Genomic DNA, 17,808 nt, shown 5'->3' on the forward strand with positions numbered 1-17,808 from the left:
ACTTTTATTATTTAGCTAAAGATCCTTCGACAAGCTCAGGATGACAGGATTCTAATAGTAACTGCTTTTATATTCATTCAAATAAATATGCTGAAGATTTCGCTAAATCATCCTAAGATCGTCTGAGAATTCATCCATTTTTATTGAGAATATCCTAAACAATCACTAAAAATCAGAATCTTCATTCGTTACTTTTACCAGATATTCAATTCCGTCGATGGCTTTGGAAATAATCTGGTTTCTTAAAACATTCGCCATATTTTCCCAGTAAGCTCTTCCGTAGAAAGAATAATTCTGCGGAATAATTTCTACCTCAACCGTTCGGATGAAACCTTCTTTTGGTTTATTGCTGATCATGGTTCCTCGCGTCACTTTCACCTCTTTCAGTTCGTCTTTTAAAACCATTCGGCAATAGTTTTTAACGTCTTCCAGAGAAATGATCTTATCTCTTGTGGTTAAAGCATATTTATAAGCCTGAATACTGTCGGTTCCCTTCTGCTCTTCCGCTCCGCCGATCGTTTCTGTTAAAAGAACCAGCGTCTGTGATTTCAACTGATTGGAAAGTTCCGTTCCGGGGCGCATATGATTGGCTAATGTAGAATGCGTGATCCAGAATGAAGCATAGGTATGATCTGTTTTATCAACAGGCTCCATAATCACATAGTTCAGCTCCTGTTTAATGCTCCGCTTGGCATTGTTGACTTTCTGAACCATAGACTTCATTTTGTCGGACATTTCACTGAGAACGCCTTTCACATTATCACGGTTCAGTAAAGAGAAGGCTGCAATTTCGTCTCGCGTCAGTTCAAGAACATTGGCAATCATATCAACTGCATTTCTGTTTGTAAAACGCTCCATTCCGCCTTTTCTTACCGTGTATAATCCTTTTCGGAGATCGTCATTCGGGGTGAAAGGAATTTCGGTGTATTTTCTTCCGTCACCGTCCTGAACCTCATCTACATAAAGAAAATGTTCGCCTTCATCCGTTACGAGAGGAATATTGTTTCCCATAATGTCCAAGCTGTATTCCGTTTTTTTCCAGCCGCGGTTATAGATCGGGAAAGCATTCAAAACAAAAGAAAAATTATCCAGAATTTCAGCAGAGAATTGCGGCGGAAATTCGAAAGTAAGCCACAGATAACGTTTTCCGTCGATGTATTTTGCAATTTCTTCTTTATAATCTACATAGCTGAGATTTTCAGGAAGCTGTCCCGGTTCTGAAAATAATGAGGTTGAAAGTCCGGAAATCTCAATGAATTTATGATGATACACACTTTTGATGTCTTCAATAATTTTATTCTGAATAGACTGTTCGCGGAACATCTGCTCATATCCTTCAGCCTGATTGTTTTTGTAATAAGTTAAACCTTCTTTTACAAATAACGGATTTCCGTTGGACGAAACCGTAATGTAGGGCAATAGTTTATAGGTAAAATCAAGATGTTCGAAAGCAGGATTTGAGCAGTAAATGCTTACATTTTTAGGAAAAGTTTCGTTTGAGTATTTTGAAACATCAATTCCGATCGTCACTTTACGGTAATCTTCCGGTCTTCCCTGAAATCTTGCAATGGGAATTTTATTCAGCCGGTCATCGATTCCGTAGCAGGTATTTCCTACAAACATGATGGCGGTCTGTATTTTGTTGATTCTTATATTTACGATTGGCGTAAAAGGAATATTAATCTGCTTATCCGATTCTGATTTTATGGTGGAAGTCATCTGTTTTTTAAAGAAAAACTCGGTATGCTCCAATAAAATTTCCGACGGTTCATAAGGTTGCGTAAACGCAATCGCATGAGACGGAATCGGATGCGTATAAATGGAAGGCGTTAATAATTTTGCCAGTTTTTCTAAAATTCTAGCGTTTACGGTCTGTATTTCGTTGTTCGCTTTGAATACTTCCGTGCTGAATGCGTCAATTAATAATTTAACGAACGGATCAAGAGACTGCGGACTTTTCAGACCCCATACTTTTGTGGCATTCTGAAGCATCCTCGCTTTTACGGATTCTTTGGAATAAATATTCTGTTCTAAATTCATAGGATTTGGTGGTGGTTATAGAATTTAATCAATCGACATCGGGCTCAGGAAAAGCTCTGTAGAAAAGCTGAAACGTTCTCCGGAATGCTCCATTTTGGCATTGATGGCGATTTTTACCTTTTTTTTGATTTCGGTATGTTCTTTTGTGTCGTAGCTGTGTTCTACAATCTGGATGTGTGCATCGATTTGCGGCTGAACAATTCTGGGTTCATATTCCTGAATCTGTCTTTTGAGACTTCTGATGAAAACGGCTTCCCAGACTGCGCTTGTAATGCCGTTATCGAATTCAAGGTTCCAGACGTCGTTTCCGTAATTTTCGTCGTATCTGTTTTCGCCTTTTTTGGTGGTGATGAGCAGCATAATGTTGTGCGCGATGCTTTCTCCCATGTCGCAGGTTTCTATGCTTCCTCCTTCCGTCATTAAGGTCGACGGAACAAAAGGCATTCTGTAATTTGGTGTGTCCATGATTTCTCCTTCTTAATTTTTTACTTCATAGAACTTAATTCTTTGAAAGATACTACCAAATTAATCATTTTTAAGGAAAAAAGGAGATAATATGATTGATCATTGTTTAAATTTTTCTTTTTTAAATACAGCATTGGCTTGAAATTACATGAATTAGTAAAAGTTTATTGTAAATAATCCTAAAACTCTAAAAAGTTTAAACAGATTTTTGATTTTTAAACCACCCCGTCAAAAATTTCGTTGAAATTTTTGATACCCCTCCGAAGGAGGGGAATTTTTAGAGCCTTAAAATTTAAGGATCAGTTGTCTACAATATTCATGTACGATGGCTTCCAATAAATTGAGGAAGACTTCCGGAAAACTCCGGAGGTTTAAAACAGGCTTGTTTGTAACCAACGGAGAAGTTCTTTTGTTTCCTGCAAACTGCGGGAGACTTCCGGAGAACTCCGGAGATTTAAAACAGGGTTGTTTGTAATTAACGGAGAAGTTTTGTGGTTTCCTGCAAACTGTGGGAGACTTCCGGAGAACTCCGGAGATTTAAAACAGAGTTGTTTGTAATCAACGGAGAAGTTCAGTGATTTTAAACATTTTTAAAGATTTCGGAATTTCTAAACCACCCCGTCAAAAATTTTATTAAAATTTTTGCCACCCCTCCAGAGGAGGGGAATCTTTCGGTACTTCTGATTTATTTTTCCTGTTTTTGATTGATGTAGTGGACAAAAATTGAAACTATGCAGAAAAATCCTAGCCCAGATTGCAATGAAAATCCTTTTTGAAAAAAAGATTGTAATGGAAAGCTGGAAAAAGCTCCAAAAAAAAGCTGCCCGACTTTGAGAACAGCTTTATATAATTATTTCTTTTTGGCAAGACGGATATATTAGAAAGGAGGAGTTCTTTGGATTTGAATACTTTTTGAATTATCCGAACTTTAAAACCACCCCGTCAAAAATTTAATTAAATTTTTGCCACCCCTCCAAAGGAGGGGAATTTTTTGACTTTTGGGGTTGACAAAAAATAAAAGCTGCTCAGATTGACGAACAGCTTTTTAATTTATTTTTCAGTTTTTTTATTCATATTAATTAAATAATACACGGGAAGTCCGAGTAAAACCATGAGAAAACCGGGCCATGTATACTGCTGTTTGTAGATGAGCAATAAGATACAGAAACCTGTCCCGATTAATAAATAAATAATCGGAGTCACCGGATACAGCCATGTTTTGTAAGGTCTTTCCAGATCCGGCTGTTTTATTCTCAGGTAAATAACGCCGAAAACGGTAATCATGTAAAATAAAACAATGACGAAAGAGATCATATCTAGCAAATTTCCGTACTGTCCGCTCAGACATAAAATGGAAGCCCAGATTCCCTGCATCCAAAGCGCATTTGCGGGCACATTGTTTTTGTTGTTCTGCTCTGCCTGTCTGAAAAACATTCCGTCTTTTGCCATCGTCTGAAACACTCTTGCTCCGGCTAAGATGAGTCCGTTATTGCATCCGAAAGTTGAGATCATCACCAAAACCGCAATAATTGCCGTTCCTGCATTTCCGAAAATAAATTTTGAAGCAGCCACCGCTACCCTGTCGTTTTCCGCAAAAGCAATGGAATCTCTGTCTAAAGCATTCAGGTAAACGTAATTGACAGCTATGTATAAAATCATAACGGCAGATGTTCCGTAGATCATGGATTTTACCACATTTTTCTTTGGATTTTCAATTTCTCCTGATACAAACGTTACACTTTCCCACGCTACCGAACTGAAAACGGAGCCTACCATTGCGGCGGCAATTCCGCCCAGTAAAGTCATTCCGCCAATGGGTTCCCAGCCTTCTTTCAGAAAATTTCCTGAAATGTCTTTTTTAAGGTTGCTGAAAGCATCATATCCAAAGCTGAAATTATCCGCTAAATGCGAAATATCCACCAGAATAAATCCTGTAGCAATAAGTCCCAGTAATGCTATGATTTTGGAGCCTGTAAAGATATTCTGTAATAATTTTCCGCTTTCAACGCCTCTTGTGTTGAGCTGGGTTAATAAAAGGATGGTTGCTATTGCTAAAATCTGGATCCATGTAATTTTAAATTCGCCACTCTGGAAAATCGGAGCTGCATCATTTAAAGCGGGAACGAGATAAGCCGTAAATTTCCCGAAAGCCATGGCAACGGCAGCAATTGTTCCTGTCTGAATGACCGTAAACAATCCCCAACCGTACAAAAAGCCCATTTTTCTCCCGAAAATTTCTTTAAGATAGGTGTATTGTCCTCCTGCTTTTGGAAACATCGCCGAAAGCTCTCCGTAACTGATAGCCGCTGCGACAGTCATGACTCCCGTAATAATCCAAACCACGATTACCCAGAATCCTGAGCCAAGATTCCGCATCATATCTGCGGCAACAATAAAAATTCCGCTTCCGATCATGGATCCCATTACCAGCATAATGGCATCCCAAAGTTTTAGTTTTTTCTGCATAATTGATTGTAGATTCCAAATATAAATAATTATAGGATTATTTTCTGTTTTATTTAATATTCGCCGGATTTTTCTATAAATTGATATTTAACGCAATGACCGCAAGATTTTTATTAAAATAAAATTAATTATTTTTGGTTCGCAAGGGCGTTTCACTCAGCAAATGATAGCAAAATTATATTTTGAAAACAATTTTTAGACACCTTAATTTCAATACATTATCACATAAAAAAATTAAATAATCAATTATATATTTTTATCATTTGCTGAGTGAAACGCCCTTGCGAACGGAATTTTTTCAAAGTTTATCCTCACTTTCTTTGTGAACCTTGCGTTAAAATAAATTTTTATTGTAATAATTTAACGCAATAATCACAAGGTTTTATTAAAAATAGCATTGATTATTTTTTCATTCGCAAAGGTACTTCGACAGGTTAAACATAAACTTATTCACTAAGCTAATATTAAAGATTTATAAAGAATTAGTTCAATTTTTTGTAAGTAATAAAAGTATATCTAAATCAAAAATGTTTCAAAATATAACTCAGCTATCACTTGCTGAGTGAAACGCCCTTGCGAACGGAATTTTTTCAAAACTAATCTTCTTTTCTTTGTGAACCTTGCGTTAAAAATACATAACAAAGCTGGTCTTAAGAAAATGCATTCAAATTCCGAAAGATTGAACCTGTTTTTTATCAAATTTTTAATGTTTGCCGTTCAGAATTTTATTATTACTTTTGAAAAAAATAATTCAAATGAAATTCAAAGCGATATTATTTGCTGTAGCCGTGAGTGCTTCGTCTTTAGCTTTTGCACAGGAAACAAAAAAATTCGGACCTCCTGCAGGAAATGCTCTTGTAGGTGATGTTTACGGTGGCGGAGTTGCTTCAAATGTGGAATCTAAAGCAATCTCCGTAGATAAGCTGAGCAAAAAGCTTAAAAAAGATAAAAAAGTAGAAAACGTTGCCGTAAAAGGAAAAGTAACAGACGTTTGCGATAAAAAAGGATGTTGGTTAACGATCCAGACAGAAGATAACTCTCAGTTTTTTGTAAAAATGAAGGATTATGCATTCTTTGTTCCTACTGCTTTAAAAGGTAAAACTGTTGTTCTGGACGGAACTGCGGAAAGAAAAATAACTTCTGTAGACGAGCAGAAACATTATGCGGAAGATGCTAAAAAGCCTCAGTCTGAAATCGATGCGATCAAAACTCCGAAAGAAGAGATCAGATTTGTAGCCAACGGAATTAAAGTGGTAAACTAATTTCTGTTTTAATGAAATAAAGGATCTGTAATTGTACAGACTTCCTTTCTGAATGAACAGTCTATTTATATAAAATAAAAGCGGAATCAATGTTCCGCTTTTTTATTTTCAGTCTTCTATTGTAAAATTCACTTCTGAATCCAGCTTTGGATATTTTGTTTCTGAGACAAATTTCTTTCCGGTACAGTCGATTTCGAGCCAGCCTTTTTTCTTCTTTACATCTCCTACTTCCATTACGAAAGGAATGAATGAGATTTCATCTTTTCCTTCTTCTTTGATCTCACGGTACTGAACCGCTACGTCTAAAATACATTCATGATCTGTATTCAGTTTTACATTTCTGTAAATAATATCATAGTGTGTTTCTCTGTTCTCCGGAATTTCGAGATACGTTTCCCAGCCTGTTGTTTCGAAATTTAATTCTGAAATCGCTTTTAACGCATAATATAAAGCAACCGTGTAATATTTTCGGGTTCCCTTTCTGGTGTAGTCGTCTACAAAATGTCCGCCTTCAAATAAAATCGTAGGCATTCCTGCTTTTATAAAATTATCGCCTGTGGAAGTCGGATAAAATTCATCAGAATATCTTCCGATCTGATTCGGGATTAATTCTTTCAGATGCTGATAAACTTCTGCAATTACCGCCATGCATTTTTTCCGGTTTTCGGTTACGGTTCTTTCTACATTTTCTGAAGGTGCCAAAAAAGACAACGTTGCCGGATGAATTCCGTCTGTCGTAAAAATTGTTCTCTGCTCATGAAGATTCAGCGCATAATCATATTTTTTTGAAGTCACCGTATTTTTTAAGAATTTGATCTCTTTACTGGCCTCGTTATGAAAGTCTCTGTTCAGATCGATATCGGCTGCATTTAATCTTGTCCATTTTTCGGATCCGTCGGGATTTAGCATAAAAATAAAATCAAGTTGAATTTTACTGAACAATTCTTGTTTTAATTCCGGAGCCTTATCCAAAGAAAAAAGCAAATCGAGCATTGCATGCGTTGCGTTGGATTCGTTTCCGTGCATCTGCGACCAAGCGAGTACATGAATATTACCTGTTCCGACTGTTAACTTATAAATCGGTTTTTCTAAATAAGACGTTCCGATCTGTTTTATATGATCACTGAGATTGTTCTGTAGGTAAGAAAATAATTTTTCAGGGGAAATATAGCGATTTGGGAAATTTGGATTTTGTAAATAGATCTGTTCGAAGTTCATATAAATAGTTTACAATAGTCAAATTTAAGGCTTTTTTATGGAAAAATTAAATTTTACATTTGTGAAATAGTTAAACAATTAGCTATGACAAAATGTCTGTTGATAAAATTGTGGATTGATAATAATTTAATACTTATGTTTTAAATAACTCAATTTCAGTAATTTATAAAGTTTAATTAAATATGTATTTGAATATTACTTTAAGTAGTAAAAGTCTTTGTTTTAAAGAAATATGAGGAAATTTGTTAAACAAAACTATTGTTGAAAACTTTGAATAAAACACTGTATACAAATGTAAACCATCGAAAAATACAGTCTTCCACTAAATTATTTCTGTTTTTAATTTCAGAAATTTAATCTGGTAAATCTTAAAAAAGATCAATAACCATATTTTACATTAAAATAATACAAAACCCAGTCCAAATGCATTTGAAAGCTGTATTTTACAAAAGTAAAACGTTCATTTTACCCTATTATAAAGCGTTTATCTGTTATTTTAAGTACATTATCTGTATTTGATGATACACTGCATTAAACCGCAACAAAATTATGTTTATTACATCAATAATGACATTTATATGAACATAACTTATCAATAAGTTATCGACGATTCCAGTCAAATTTTATTGATTTTAATAATTTAATTGTGGATAAACTTTTGTAAAATTTAGAATTAGTCTTTTATTAATTTTATAGAACACTTATTTTTAGATAGTTACATGGTTTACAAATGTATTTTATCATAGTTTACATTTGTTTATTGTATTGATTTGCATTTGTAAATTTATTTATTTACATTTGTAACACGTTTTAAGAATGGTTTTATGAGTCTAAACGAGAGAATTTCAAAAGTTATCGAATATTCTAATCTTTCTTCTTCGGAGTTTGCAGATGAAATTGAAGTACAGCGATCTTCTATTTCGCACATAACGTCCGGAAGAAATAAGCCGTCGCTTGAGTTTATCATTAAAATAAAATCGCGCTTTCCTGAAATTCTTTGGGACTGGCTGATTACCGGAGAAGGTGAAATGCTGAAATCTGAGCTTCCCGACTCGGACATTCCTGAACTGGAAGAAGAAAGCTATGAAGAAGAGAAACCAAGAACAACTTCTCTCCCTGATCTTTTCACGATGGTAAATAACGATGAAGATTTTGGCGGTGAGGAAACAGAAATAGAACTGCCAAAAATGAATCGTCAGGAATCTTTTATATCGGATCAAAGTAAAGCTCACGAGAAAATATCGGATTCTCAGCGATTAGAAAAAAGTAATGATGAAATTATTGCTCAAGCTATTGAAAATCAGCAAAATAAGATTAAAAGAATCGTCATCTTCTACGAAAACGGAAAATTTGAAAGTTTTGAACCTTAAATGATCTTTAAGGCCGTTCAATTTTCAAAATTCCAATCAACTTATATTTAGATCATAAAAAAGCCTCACAAAATATTGTAAGGCTTAGAAATTTATCTTTATAATTTATCTGCTTGCTTTTCTTCTTTCGAGTTCTTTTTTGATAAGACCCAGTTCACGACCGGTTTGTCCCGCAACAGAAGTATTTTCCTGCGCTCTTCTGGTAAGATATGGGACAACGTCTTTTACAGGTCCGTAAGGAAGGTATTTTGCCGCATTATAGCCTTTATCTGACAGATAGAACGTAATATTGTCGCTCATCCCGTAAAGCTGTCCGAAATAGATATGAGGATTTCCGTTTTCCAGTCCTTTCGCTTTCATTTTATCCATGACCAACTCTGAAGAAATTTCATTATGGGTTCCGAAAAATGCCGAAACTTTGTCTAAATGATTCATAACGAAATCAATTCCTGCATTGTAATTTTTGTCGGAAGCATCTTTTGTCGGCTGAATAGGATCTGCATAGCCTTTTTCTACGGCTCTTGCTCTTTCTTTTTCCATATAGGCTCCACGAACGATTTTATACCCGATAAAATAACCTTTTTCTCTCGCGCGCTGAAGATGCGCTTCCATATACTCCAATCTTCCGGTTCTGTACATCTGAATGGTATTCCATACAATCGGTTTTTCCTGATTGTATTTCTCCATCATCTCTTCGCAAAGATGGTCTGCTGCATCCTGCATCCAAGTTTCTTCGGCATCCACCATTACTTTTTTGTCGTGTTCGTGGCAAAGTCTGCATACTTCATCAAACCTTTTTACTACTCTTTCCCACTCTTCTTTCTGGCTTGTTGTGAGTTCCGCATTTTTCCCGACAGCTTCATACAGATCTATTCTTCCGAAAGCAGTCGGTTTAAAAACGATAAACGGAATTGCCGGATTTCCTACAGAAAATCTTACGATATCTTTGATCTCTTTGCAAACCGCATCAAAAGTTTCTTCGTCTTCCTTACCTTCAATAGAATAATCGAAAATACTTCCGACTTCTCTTCTGAACAGTTGTTTCACTACCTTCATACTTTCTTCACGGGTTTCACCTCCGCAAAACTGCTCAAACAAAGTGTTTTTTAAAATTCCGGTAACGAAAGGAAAACTATTATGAACGGTGAAATTAAGAACAGAAGTTCCAATTTTTGTAAGAGAAGGCTGCTCAATCATTTTGAACATCCAATACGCTTTTCTTAACTGTGCATCGGATTTATCCGCAAATGCGACTTTAGTATCGTTAAAAATGGGCATTACTTTTTATTAATTTAAGGTTCTGCAAAGGTAAGAAAAGGATCAGGTTTTATAAAGAAAATTTTTTATAATTTACCTTCCAGTCCGTTCAGAAGCATTGCGATTATCCCAATAAAAACCCAAATTCTGAGAATATTAAGCGTGACGAAATTGCTTTTTCTTGTATGATTTAAAATAAGGTAAACACAAAGGATGAAAATAAATAATCCGGCAGTAAAATAATACGCCATGAATCCTGCAATTCCTGTTTTCATGATCAGCTTCATGGATACTGCCATGGTAATGATGAGCATAGAAACAATAATTGTTTTGGTATTCCTGCTTTTAAAATAATTGGGAATTGTTGTGTATCCAAACGCTTTATCAACGCTTTTTGTTAAAGTATCTTTCACAATATCAATACAGAGAAGAATCAGAAAAAGAAAAACTGCCATGAGTAAAACTTTCTTCGAAAAGGTTTCATAATACACCATCATTCCGAAAAAGGGATACAACGTAAGGCTTACAAAAGTGAGATTGTTTAATACTAAAATCCGGCTGAGTTTATGGCTGTAAAACCACATAAAGAACTGATAAACTACAAAAAATGCAAAAACATTATGTGAAATCATCCATGCAACTCCCAAAGAAATTAGGCTTAAAACGAGGTAAGCATAGAGAAAATATTTCTGCTTAATGAAGCTCTGAATCCTCGTTCTGAAAGGCTTTACAACATGATCTTTTTCGAAATCGTAAAACTGGTTGATGATTCCTCCGGCAAGAATCGTAAGAACCGTACAGAAAATAATCCCGTGAACTTTAAAATCGAATACGAATTTTCTGAAATTTTCATCCTGATTAAAGAGGAAAAATGTGGAAACATAGAGGGCAAAAATCAGCAGAACGGCAACAAAAAAGCGAGCTCCCAAAAGAAAGCCCACAAATTGTGAAAATCTGTAAAAAAAAGATTTTTGAATATAATTTCTCTGTTGGAAAGTTTCTTTTTCAGAATTCATTCACAACAATTTTTAGAATCTGTAAATCACTTCTTTATGGAAGCCATCAAGCATTTTTTCTGCTTTTTCGTAATCTTTGGTGAAACCTAAAATATAACCGCCGCCGCCGCTTCCGCAGAGTTTTAAATAATATGCATTGGAATCCAGTCCTTTTTTCCAGACATTAAATAAACTTTCGGGAATCATCGGACGGAAATGTTCATACGCCCAATGAGAAAGCTTTTTCAGATTTCTGAAAAACGGGTTCATATCTTTTTTAAGGAATGCATCGATACAAGCATTGTTGTAACGGATAAATTCTTCTTTCAGGGTTTTTCTGAAACCTTCGGTCTTCATCTTTTCAAAAAAAATCTGAACCATCGGTCCTGTTTCGCCAGTCATTCCTGAATCGATTAAAAATATTGCCCCTTTTCCGGCTTCGCTTTCCGGAATGGCAACTTTATCTACACTTTCTTTGCTTTCGATAAGAATCGGAAGATTCATATAGCAGATCAGAGGATCAATTCCTGAGCTTTTTCCGTGGAAATAGCTTTCCATTAAGCCAAAAACTGTTCGAAGACTTTTCAGTTCATCTTTTGAAATATTTTCAGGCTCATGCTTGGAAACAGAATATCTTTCGAAAATTGCGGCAACCAAAGCACCGGAACTTCCTACTCCATATCCCTGAGGAATATTGCTGTCGAAGAATAATCCTTCAGAAATTTCTTCTTTAAACTTTGAAACATTAAGCTCAAAAGTTTCAGGAAGTGCTAAATTCTGCAGATAATCTGCGTATTTTTTAAGATGATCATTGGATTTTTTTTCAAATTCGGAATCCAGTGAAGAGAACTTGAGGGTACCTTTATAGAAACTATAAGGTAATGTCAAACCTTGGGAATCTTCTATGATTCCGTATTCTCCGAACAAAAGAATTTTTGCGTAAAATAATGGGTTTGTCATTTATTTAAATAAATTTTTTTGCAAATTTAATACTATTCTAGTGAATATAAGCAAATCCCGCGCCGAATTCTAACAAATTTTAACAGCAAAATATTCTTAAATTTTAATTAAATCTAAAATCAGGATTCCTATTACTATAAATATACAAAAAAAGCCTGAAAAAATCAGGCTTTTTTACATTATGTTTAAAACTGTCTGTCTGCAGTTTATTATTAAAGAATGAAGGAGCTTAAAATTACTGCTTAATCAGCTTTTTGGTAATTTTCTGTTTTTCTGTTTCTACCGTCACTACGTAATTTCCTGTCTGCATGGAAGAAATAGTAACGTCATGTTTATTACCTTTTAATGAAGATTCAGATTTTATTAATCTTCCTGCTTCATCATAAATCTTGAATGATTTTAAAGCATCTTTTGAAGAAATTGTAATGATGTTTCTTGCCGGATTAGGATAAATATTGACAGTATTGTCTTTCGTATTAACATCTTCCACCGCCAAAACCGCACAGGAGAAGTTTGCTTTCCAGCCAATGTCATTCACTGCAGGATCAGACACGAATCTTACCGTAATTGCACCGGAAGGATGGGTAGAAGTAAATGTTCCGGGTAAAGCAGTTCCCGTTAAACCATTTCCATTCGCAAACAAAGGAGAACTTGTAGAAGGACCGTTATAAATATACATAAAATCATAATCCTGCTCAAGACCGAATTCTGTAAAATTCATCGTTAAAGCTCCTGAACTTGGGTAAAAAGTTTTCACAATAGTCTGGCTGTCTCCGTAGTTGGAAGTTGTTCCTCCTGTGTCTGTAAACTGCGCTCCGTCGCACCAGTCTCCATCTGTTAAAAACATCTGCGTTCTCTGGTAACCCGCAGAACAATCTGTTCCTACTGATAAAAGATAATAGGTTGCGGGCTGAAGATTTGCCATGCTTAAAGATTGTGTGGAAGTCGTTCCGCTGGAAACAACCGTTCCGTCATATTTCGTCAGTCTGTATTTCCAGGAAGCAGATGTGGCATCGGTAAATGCTGCGTTTGCTGAAATCTGTGTAATGTTGGAAACAGAAAGTGAAGTCACCGTTGTAGAACATGCTGTTGTACAATTCATTCCTAAACAAGGTTTGGATTCCACTGTATTTCTGATCAAAGCAGCCGGTTGAGGACCGAAACCGTTTGCAAAATTAATTCCTACTCCTGAAACTAAGTGACAGTAACTCATGATGGTTCCTTTCACTGTAGAAGAAGGAATGGGTCCTGTGGCGCAGGTTCCTTCAGGATAACCAGCCTGCGTTCCGCAACCATCGATTGCTGTTGAATTTCCGTTCCACGCACATGCATGAGTGTGAGGCGAACCTAAACTGTGCCCCATTTCGTGAGTCATCGCTTCGATGGTCCAGGAATAGACAGGAACATTATTGTAAGTCTGTGAAGCTCCGGAATACGCGTGTCTGCTTGTTGTACAAAGAGAATTGATGTAAGCTACACTTGTTGTAGAAGGCTGATTGACCAAATGAGCCAGATCTCCGTTAAAAGTCTGTCGGTTGGTTCTGAAACTTGCCAGATTTGCATTTGGTGTTCCGGTGTAAGGATCTGCCGTTGTCCACACATAAATTTCGTTTAAAGCGATTTTGATATCATCATTGCTGTAAAGCGTTGAGATATTGTTATGAATTGCGGTTAGCCAATTCGCTGTAGTTGTTGTATTAGATCCGTTGTTTGTGTAAGGTGTGTAGCAAACTTCGTAATAAATTCTTACACAGTTTTGCGTCATGACCTTTCCTGTTGTTTTCTTTGCATCCGGATCGAAAGATATTTTTTGGTTGTGATTATCCGTTAATTCATCCACGCCGCAGACAAAAGGATTTAATCCTGTAAGTTTTGAATCTGAATAGCTTACAAAGTCTGTAGAATTTTTAACTTTTCCGAGAATTACATTTCCCAGTTCGGGGGTGGAAGCTACTCCTACCACATCATCTTCAAAAAAACTGAACGCGACCACGGATTGATTGTCTCCTTTTACAATTCCCTGATAATACGCTCCGGGTGTATAATCTACGATTTCGCCCTTGTTGGTAGTCACTTTAAAATCGTTTGTAAATATCTGATTTTTATACAATTCCAAAGTAATTACCTTCTCATTGAAAGGAAAAGAAATTTCAAGATATTCAGGTTTTTCGTGTACTAACTTTTTGAGCTGTTTAGAATCGATATTCAGCACAGAAATATCGGTTGCCGCTCTTTTGTATTCGGCAAGTTTTTCTGAATTTTTGTTGATGGTGAATAAATCGAACTTTTCAAAGTCCTTCTTTTGGGTGTGGTATTGCGAGACTTTTTGGGCTACAGGTCTCATGTTTTGGGAGAAGCCAAAAACCGCAGACTGCAAAATACAGAGAGTTAGAAATTTCTTAATCATTTTAACGACTTATTAGATTTGCAAATAAACAAAAAAAATCAAAACACAGTGAATAAATAATAATATTTTCACATTTTTTAATTGTTAAAAGTAATGAAAAATTTAATTATACCATAAAATATATAATTTCTCATGATGATAAAATAAAAAAGACGCTTTATCAGCGCCTTAAGTTTTTTAAAAATATAATTTCAATTATTTTTTCTGGGTATTGAGCTTCAAAAATCGTATTAAAATTAATCCTACAAAGAAAAACAATGCCATTGAAAATGCTGCAAACCTCATTCCTGAAGCAGAAGGCAGCGTAACATCAATTTTAGCAAAAATGGCTCTTAAAGAATCGTATTTGTCGATAAATAAAGCAAAAACAAATGTTCCCACAATGATGGCAATTTTTTCCAGAACATCATAAAAACTGAAAAACGTTGTGTTTTCCATTGAGTTTTCCGGTAAAAGTTTGGAATAGGTAGATCTGGACATTGCCTGAAGTCCTCCCATTACCAAACCAACCACAGCAGCTACGCCATAAAACTGATACTCTACTGTAGGATTTTCTTTGTTAAGGAAATATGCCCAGATGCAGGCAACGATCCAAAGAATAATAGCAATGGTGATGACATTTTTGTTTCCGATTTTTCTGGATAATCTTGAGAATATTACGGCTCCGATGATGGCTTCAATCTGAATGACCAAGAGTGTTCCGATCAGTTTATCCTGAGGAAGATTGATCTCACTTTTCCCAAACAGGGTTGCCATCAGGAAAATGGTCTGCATTCCTACGCTGTAAAAAAAGAAGCTGGAAAGGAAAAATTTCAGGTTTCTATCTTTGAAAAGACCTTTTCCTACTTTAAATAATTCATGAAAGCTTTCTTTAGCGATATCTTTATAGAAGCTTAAATTGTCTTTTAAAACTTCGAAGAATCCACCCTGTTCTTTATGTCTTTTGAAGATGTTTTTATAGTTTAAAAGGACTAAGTCTTTCGGAAGCTTTTCTTTCACATCACCGAACTGAGGCAAATGTTTGAAGGTATACTGAGAAAAACCGAACCACCAAGCTCCGGTTAATAAAAAGCTGATTCTTGTGAAAAGCAACTGTTGTGCAGCGCCTTTTGCAAAAACCTGAATTAAAAGTAAACAGATGATCACCAAAACTACCGATCCGATATATCCGTAAACATATCCTTTTGCGGAAAGTGCATCCTGTTTGTCTCTTGTCGCAATATCCGGTAAAAAGGAGTTGTAAAACACCAGACTTCCCCAAAATCCGACACTTGCGGTAATGCTGAAGAGTAATCCTAAGAATACGTTGTGCATTCCGGTAAACATTGCCAATCCCATACAAGATGTAGCGCCTAAATAGCAGAAAAACTGAAGGAAGGATTTTTTGTTCCCGATCGTATCTGCCAAAGAGGATAGAAACGGAGATAATAAAACTACTATAAAGAAGGAAATCGTTAACGAATATCCGTACACTGCATCGGGTTGATATTCTTTTCCGAAGATCTTAATCATGTGTCTTACAGGGACATCGATCCAGGATTTTGTTGCCGCCACATATTCTTTTTTTTCGTACGCTGTGGTAAGAATAGAATAGTAAATAGGGAAAATAGTAGAGGTAATTACCAAAGAATAAACGGAGTTTGCCCAGTCATAAACCGCCCAGGCTTTCATGATCTTTGGATTATTCTTTATATTTTGAGTTTGCAGATTCTCAATTTCAGACATTTCAAATAAATATTAATAAACACAAAAATAGCAAAACCGCTGAATATTCGGAGGTTTTTATTTTGTTTGGAGGAAATTTTATTATTCCGTTAAAGTTGGAGTGTGTAAAATGGTTTTTCCTCATGCGTAATTTATCCGAAATGTTTCCTGTTGTGTCTGACTATTTTTTGGACGAAAAAACGGTCTACAGCAATTAAGCATTGTATTTTTTTGATTGAGTTTGATTTTTAAAAGTTTTTTAACTTTCAAATGAATTTTACCTTTAATTTCTGTAGATGTCTGTAGTTGTAGCCCCGATTGTAGCTTTGTCTGAGCTCATTTTGGGATTCGGCGGCGGCAAAAGCCGCCGCCGAATCCCAAAATAGCGAGTGCGGAAAGCGGGAAATAGCTCCAAAAAAAATCCGAAAGTAAAAACTTCCGGATTCTGAATATATCAATATCAATGATTTATTGCATATTTTCGATAACGATTGCAGAAGCACCGCCACCTCCGTTACAGATTGCAGCGGCACCATATTTACCGTTATTCTGCTTCAAAACGTTAATAAGAGTAACAATGATTCTTGATCCTGAACTTCCAAGAGGGTGACCAATTGCCACAGCTCCACCGTTCACGTTTACTTTAGAAGCATCCAGTCCTAAGATTTTGTTGTTTGCCAAACCTACAACAGAGAAAGCTTCATTGAATTCGAAGAAATCGATGTCTGAAACCTCTAACCCCGCTTTTTTAAGCGCAATGGGTAAAGCTTTTGCAGGTGCTGTAGTGAAATCTTCAGGAGCCTGCGCTGCATCTGCGTAAGAAACGATTCTTGCCAAAGGTTTAAGTCCCAATTCTTCCATTTTTTCTTTAGAAACAAGAATTAAAGCAGAAGCTCCGTCGTTTAATGTAGAAGCATTTGCTGCCGTTACTGTTCCTTCTTCTTTTTTGAATACTGTAGGAAGTGAAGGAATTCTGTCGAAATTTACGGTTTTATATTCTTCATCTTCTGCGAAAATGACAGGATCTCCTTTTCTCTGAGGAATTTCCACAGGGACAACCTCATCGGCAAATTTACCTTCAGACCAGGCTTTTGCTGCTCTTTTGTAAGATTCTATGGCAAAATTATCCTGCTCTTCTCTTGAAATGCTGTAATCTGTTGCACATTTTTCTGCACAAACTCCCATGTGAACTTTGTTGTAAACGTCTGTAAGTCCGTCCAGAACCATTCCGTCCTGCATTTTTACATCGCCCAACTTTGCCGCATTTCTTGCGTTGTAGTAATGAGGAACTGAAGACATGTTTTCCATACCTCCTGCAACAATTACGTCTGCATCTCCTGCTTTAATTGCCTGTGCCGCCATAGAAACGGCTTTCATTCCGGATGCACAAACTTTATTTACCGTTGTAGAAGGCGTTTCGTTAGAAAGTCCTGCTCCTAAAGCTACCTGACGCGCCGGAGCCTGTCCTTCTCCCGCCTGTAGAACGTTCCCCATGTAGATTTCCTGAACCTGTTTAGGATCCAGACCGATTTTGTCTAATGCTCCTTTTACAGCAACTGCTCCCAGTTTAGTTGCAGGAACTGCTGATAAACTTCCCAAAAAACTTCCCATCGGAGTTCTTACTGCGGAAACGATGAATACTTCTTTCATTTTTATAATTCTAT

General features: G+C 36.1%; 13 protein-coding genes. 3 read left to right on the forward strand and 10 right to left on the reverse strand.

The window, feature by feature from the left end:
* Nucleotides 1-165: 165 nt before the first annotated feature.
* Together PFY09_RS03020 and PFY09_RS03025 are read right to left on the reverse strand one after the other, a co-directional pair.
* Nucleotides 166-2,040, reverse strand: coding sequence for a type VI secretion system baseplate subunit TssF (locus tag PFY09_RS03020; protein ID WP_271161364.1), 1,875 nt, complete (start codon nucleotides 2,038-2,040; stop codon nucleotides 166-168).
* 24 nt (nucleotides 2,041-2,064) lie between these two features.
* Complete coding sequence (locus tag PFY09_RS03025; RefSeq protein WP_185204639.1) at nucleotides 2,065-2,505, reverse strand: GPW/gp25 family protein; 441 nt, start codon at nucleotides 2,503-2,505, stop codon at nucleotides 2,065-2,067.
* A 325-nt stretch (nucleotides 2,506-2,830) separates the two neighbouring features.
* On the opposite strand from PFY09_RS03025, the gene PFY09_RS03030 reads away from it, so the two are divergent.
* Nucleotides 2,831-2,980, forward strand: a complete 150-nt coding sequence (locus PFY09_RS03030) for a hypothetical protein (protein WP_271161365.1) — start codon at nucleotides 2,831-2,833, stop codon at nucleotides 2,978-2,980.
* A gap of 575 nt (nucleotides 2,981-3,555) precedes the next feature.
* Here PFY09_RS03030 and PFY09_RS03035 read toward each other — a convergent pair.
* On the reverse strand, nucleotides 3,556-4,971 hold the full coding sequence (locus tag PFY09_RS03035) for an APC family permease (protein WP_108411099.1): 1,416 nt from the start codon (nucleotides 4,969-4,971) through the stop codon (nucleotides 3,556-3,558).
* Nucleotides 4,972-5,726: 755 nt separating this feature from the next.
* Here PFY09_RS03035 and PFY09_RS03040 point away from each other — a divergent pair.
* Nucleotides 5,727-6,233 (forward strand): DUF4920 domain-containing protein, encoded by a 507-nt coding sequence (locus PFY09_RS03040; RefSeq protein ID WP_076390129.1) that lies wholly within the window; start codon nucleotides 5,727-5,729, stop codon nucleotides 6,231-6,233.
* A gap of 108 nt (nucleotides 6,234-6,341) precedes the next feature.
* Here PFY09_RS03040 and PFY09_RS03045 read toward each other — a convergent pair whose 3' ends face one another.
* Nucleotides 6,342-7,451: a M14 family zinc carboxypeptidase gene (locus tag PFY09_RS03045; protein ID WP_271161366.1), complete on the reverse strand. Its 1,110-nt coding sequence runs from the start codon at nucleotides 7,449-7,451 to the stop codon at nucleotides 6,342-6,344.
* 824 nt (nucleotides 7,452-8,275) lie between these two features.
* On the opposite strand from PFY09_RS03045, the gene PFY09_RS03050 reads away from it, so the two are divergent.
* Nucleotides 8,276-8,821 (forward strand): helix-turn-helix domain-containing protein, encoded by a 546-nt coding sequence (locus PFY09_RS03050; RefSeq protein ID WP_271161367.1) that lies wholly within the window; start codon nucleotides 8,276-8,278, stop codon nucleotides 8,819-8,821.
* 105 nt (nucleotides 8,822-8,926) lie between these two features.
* On the opposite strand, the gene PFY09_RS03055 is transcribed toward PFY09_RS03050, so the two are convergent.
* The 6 genes from PFY09_RS03055 to PFY09_RS03080 all read right to left on the reverse strand — a co-directional run bounded on the left by PFY09_RS03055 (nucleotide 8,927) and on the right by PFY09_RS03080 (nucleotide 17,794).
* On the reverse strand, nucleotides 8,927-10,099 hold the full coding sequence (locus tag PFY09_RS03055; protein ID WP_271161368.1) for a proline dehydrogenase family protein: 1,173 nt from the start codon (nucleotides 10,097-10,099) through the stop codon (nucleotides 8,927-8,929).
* 65 nt (nucleotides 10,100-10,164) lie between these two features.
* The gene (locus tag PFY09_RS03060; RefSeq protein ID WP_271161369.1) at nucleotides 10,165-11,094 is read right to left on the reverse strand and encodes a UbiA family prenyltransferase; all 930 of its coding nucleotides are present in this window, start codon (nucleotides 11,092-11,094) and stop codon (nucleotides 10,165-10,167) included.
* Between the two features lie 12 nt (nucleotides 11,095-11,106).
* Nucleotides 11,107-12,033 (reverse strand): mevalonate kinase family protein, encoded by a 927-nt coding sequence (locus PFY09_RS03065; RefSeq protein WP_076390124.1) that lies wholly within the window; start codon nucleotides 12,031-12,033, stop codon nucleotides 11,107-11,109.
* 235 nt (nucleotides 12,034-12,268) lie between these two features.
* Nucleotides 12,269-14,440 carry a T9SS type A sorting domain-containing protein gene (locus PFY09_RS03070; protein WP_076390123.1) on the reverse strand — a complete coding sequence of 724 codons (2,172 nt, stop codon included), beginning with the start codon at nucleotides 14,438-14,440 and terminating at the stop codon, nucleotides 12,269-12,271.
* Nucleotides 14,441-14,635: 195 nt separating this feature from the next.
* Nucleotides 14,636-16,165, reverse strand: a complete 1,530-nt coding sequence (locus PFY09_RS03075; protein WP_116099197.1) for an MFS transporter — start codon at nucleotides 16,163-16,165, stop codon at nucleotides 14,636-14,638.
* Nucleotides 16,166-16,612: 447 nt separating this feature from the next.
* Complete coding sequence (locus tag PFY09_RS03080) at nucleotides 16,613-17,794, reverse strand: acetyl-CoA C-acyltransferase (RefSeq protein ID WP_271161370.1); 1,182 nt, start codon at nucleotides 17,792-17,794, stop codon at nucleotides 16,613-16,615.
* Nucleotides 17,795-17,808 lie beyond the last annotated feature (14 nt).

The sequence above is a fragment of the Chryseobacterium gambrini genome, assembly GCF_027920505.1.
In the GTDB taxonomy this organism is placed as follows: Bacteria; Bacteroidota; Bacteroidia; order Flavobacteriales; family Weeksellaceae; genus Chryseobacterium; species Chryseobacterium gambrini.

Bases quoted from the DNA above. Each gene is read 5' to 3' on its own strand.
- PFY09_RS03020 (WP_271161364.1), bottom strand. From the start codon at position 2,040: ATGAATTTAGAACAGAATATTTATTCCAAAGAATCCGTAAAAGCGAGG.
- PFY09_RS03025 (WP_185204639.1), bottom strand. From the start codon at position 2,505: ATGGACACACCAAATTACAGAATGCCTTTTGTTCCGTCGACCTTAATG.
- PFY09_RS03030 (WP_271161365.1), top strand. From the start codon at position 2,831: ATGGCTTCCAATAAATTGAGGAAGACTTCCGGAAAACTCCGGAGGTTT.
- PFY09_RS03035 (WP_108411099.1), bottom strand. From the start codon at position 4,971: ATGCAGAAAAAACTAAAACTTTGGGATGCCATTATGCTGGTAATGGGA.
- PFY09_RS03040 (WP_076390129.1), top strand. From the start codon at position 5,727: ATGAAATTCAAAGCGATATTATTTGCTGTAGCCGTGAGTGCTTCGTCT.
- PFY09_RS03045 (WP_271161366.1), bottom strand. From the start codon at position 7,451: ATGAACTTCGAACAGATCTATTTACAAAATCCAAATTTCCCAAATCGC.
- PFY09_RS03050 (WP_271161367.1), top strand. From the start codon at position 8,276: ATGAGTCTAAACGAGAGAATTTCAAAAGTTATCGAATATTCTAATCTT.
- PFY09_RS03055 (WP_271161368.1), bottom strand. From the start codon at position 10,099: ATGCCCATTTTTAACGATACTAAAGTCGCATTTGCGGATAAATCCGAT.
- PFY09_RS03060 (WP_271161369.1), bottom strand. From the start codon at position 11,094: ATGAATTCTGAAAAAGAAACTTTCCAACAGAGAAATTATATTCAAAAA.
- PFY09_RS03065 (WP_076390124.1), bottom strand. From the start codon at position 12,033: ATGACAAACCCATTATTTTACGCAAAAATTCTTTTGTTCGGAGAATAC.
- PFY09_RS03070 (WP_076390123.1), bottom strand. From the start codon at position 14,440: ATGATTAAGAAATTTCTAACTCTCTGTATTTTGCAGTCTGCGGTTTTT.
- PFY09_RS03075 (WP_116099197.1), bottom strand. From the start codon at position 16,165: ATGTCTGAAATTGAGAATCTGCAAACTCAAAATATAAAGAATAATCCA.
- PFY09_RS03080 (WP_271161370.1), bottom strand. From the start codon at position 17,794: ATGAAAGAAGTATTCATCGTTTCCGCAGTAAGAACTCCGATGGGAAGT.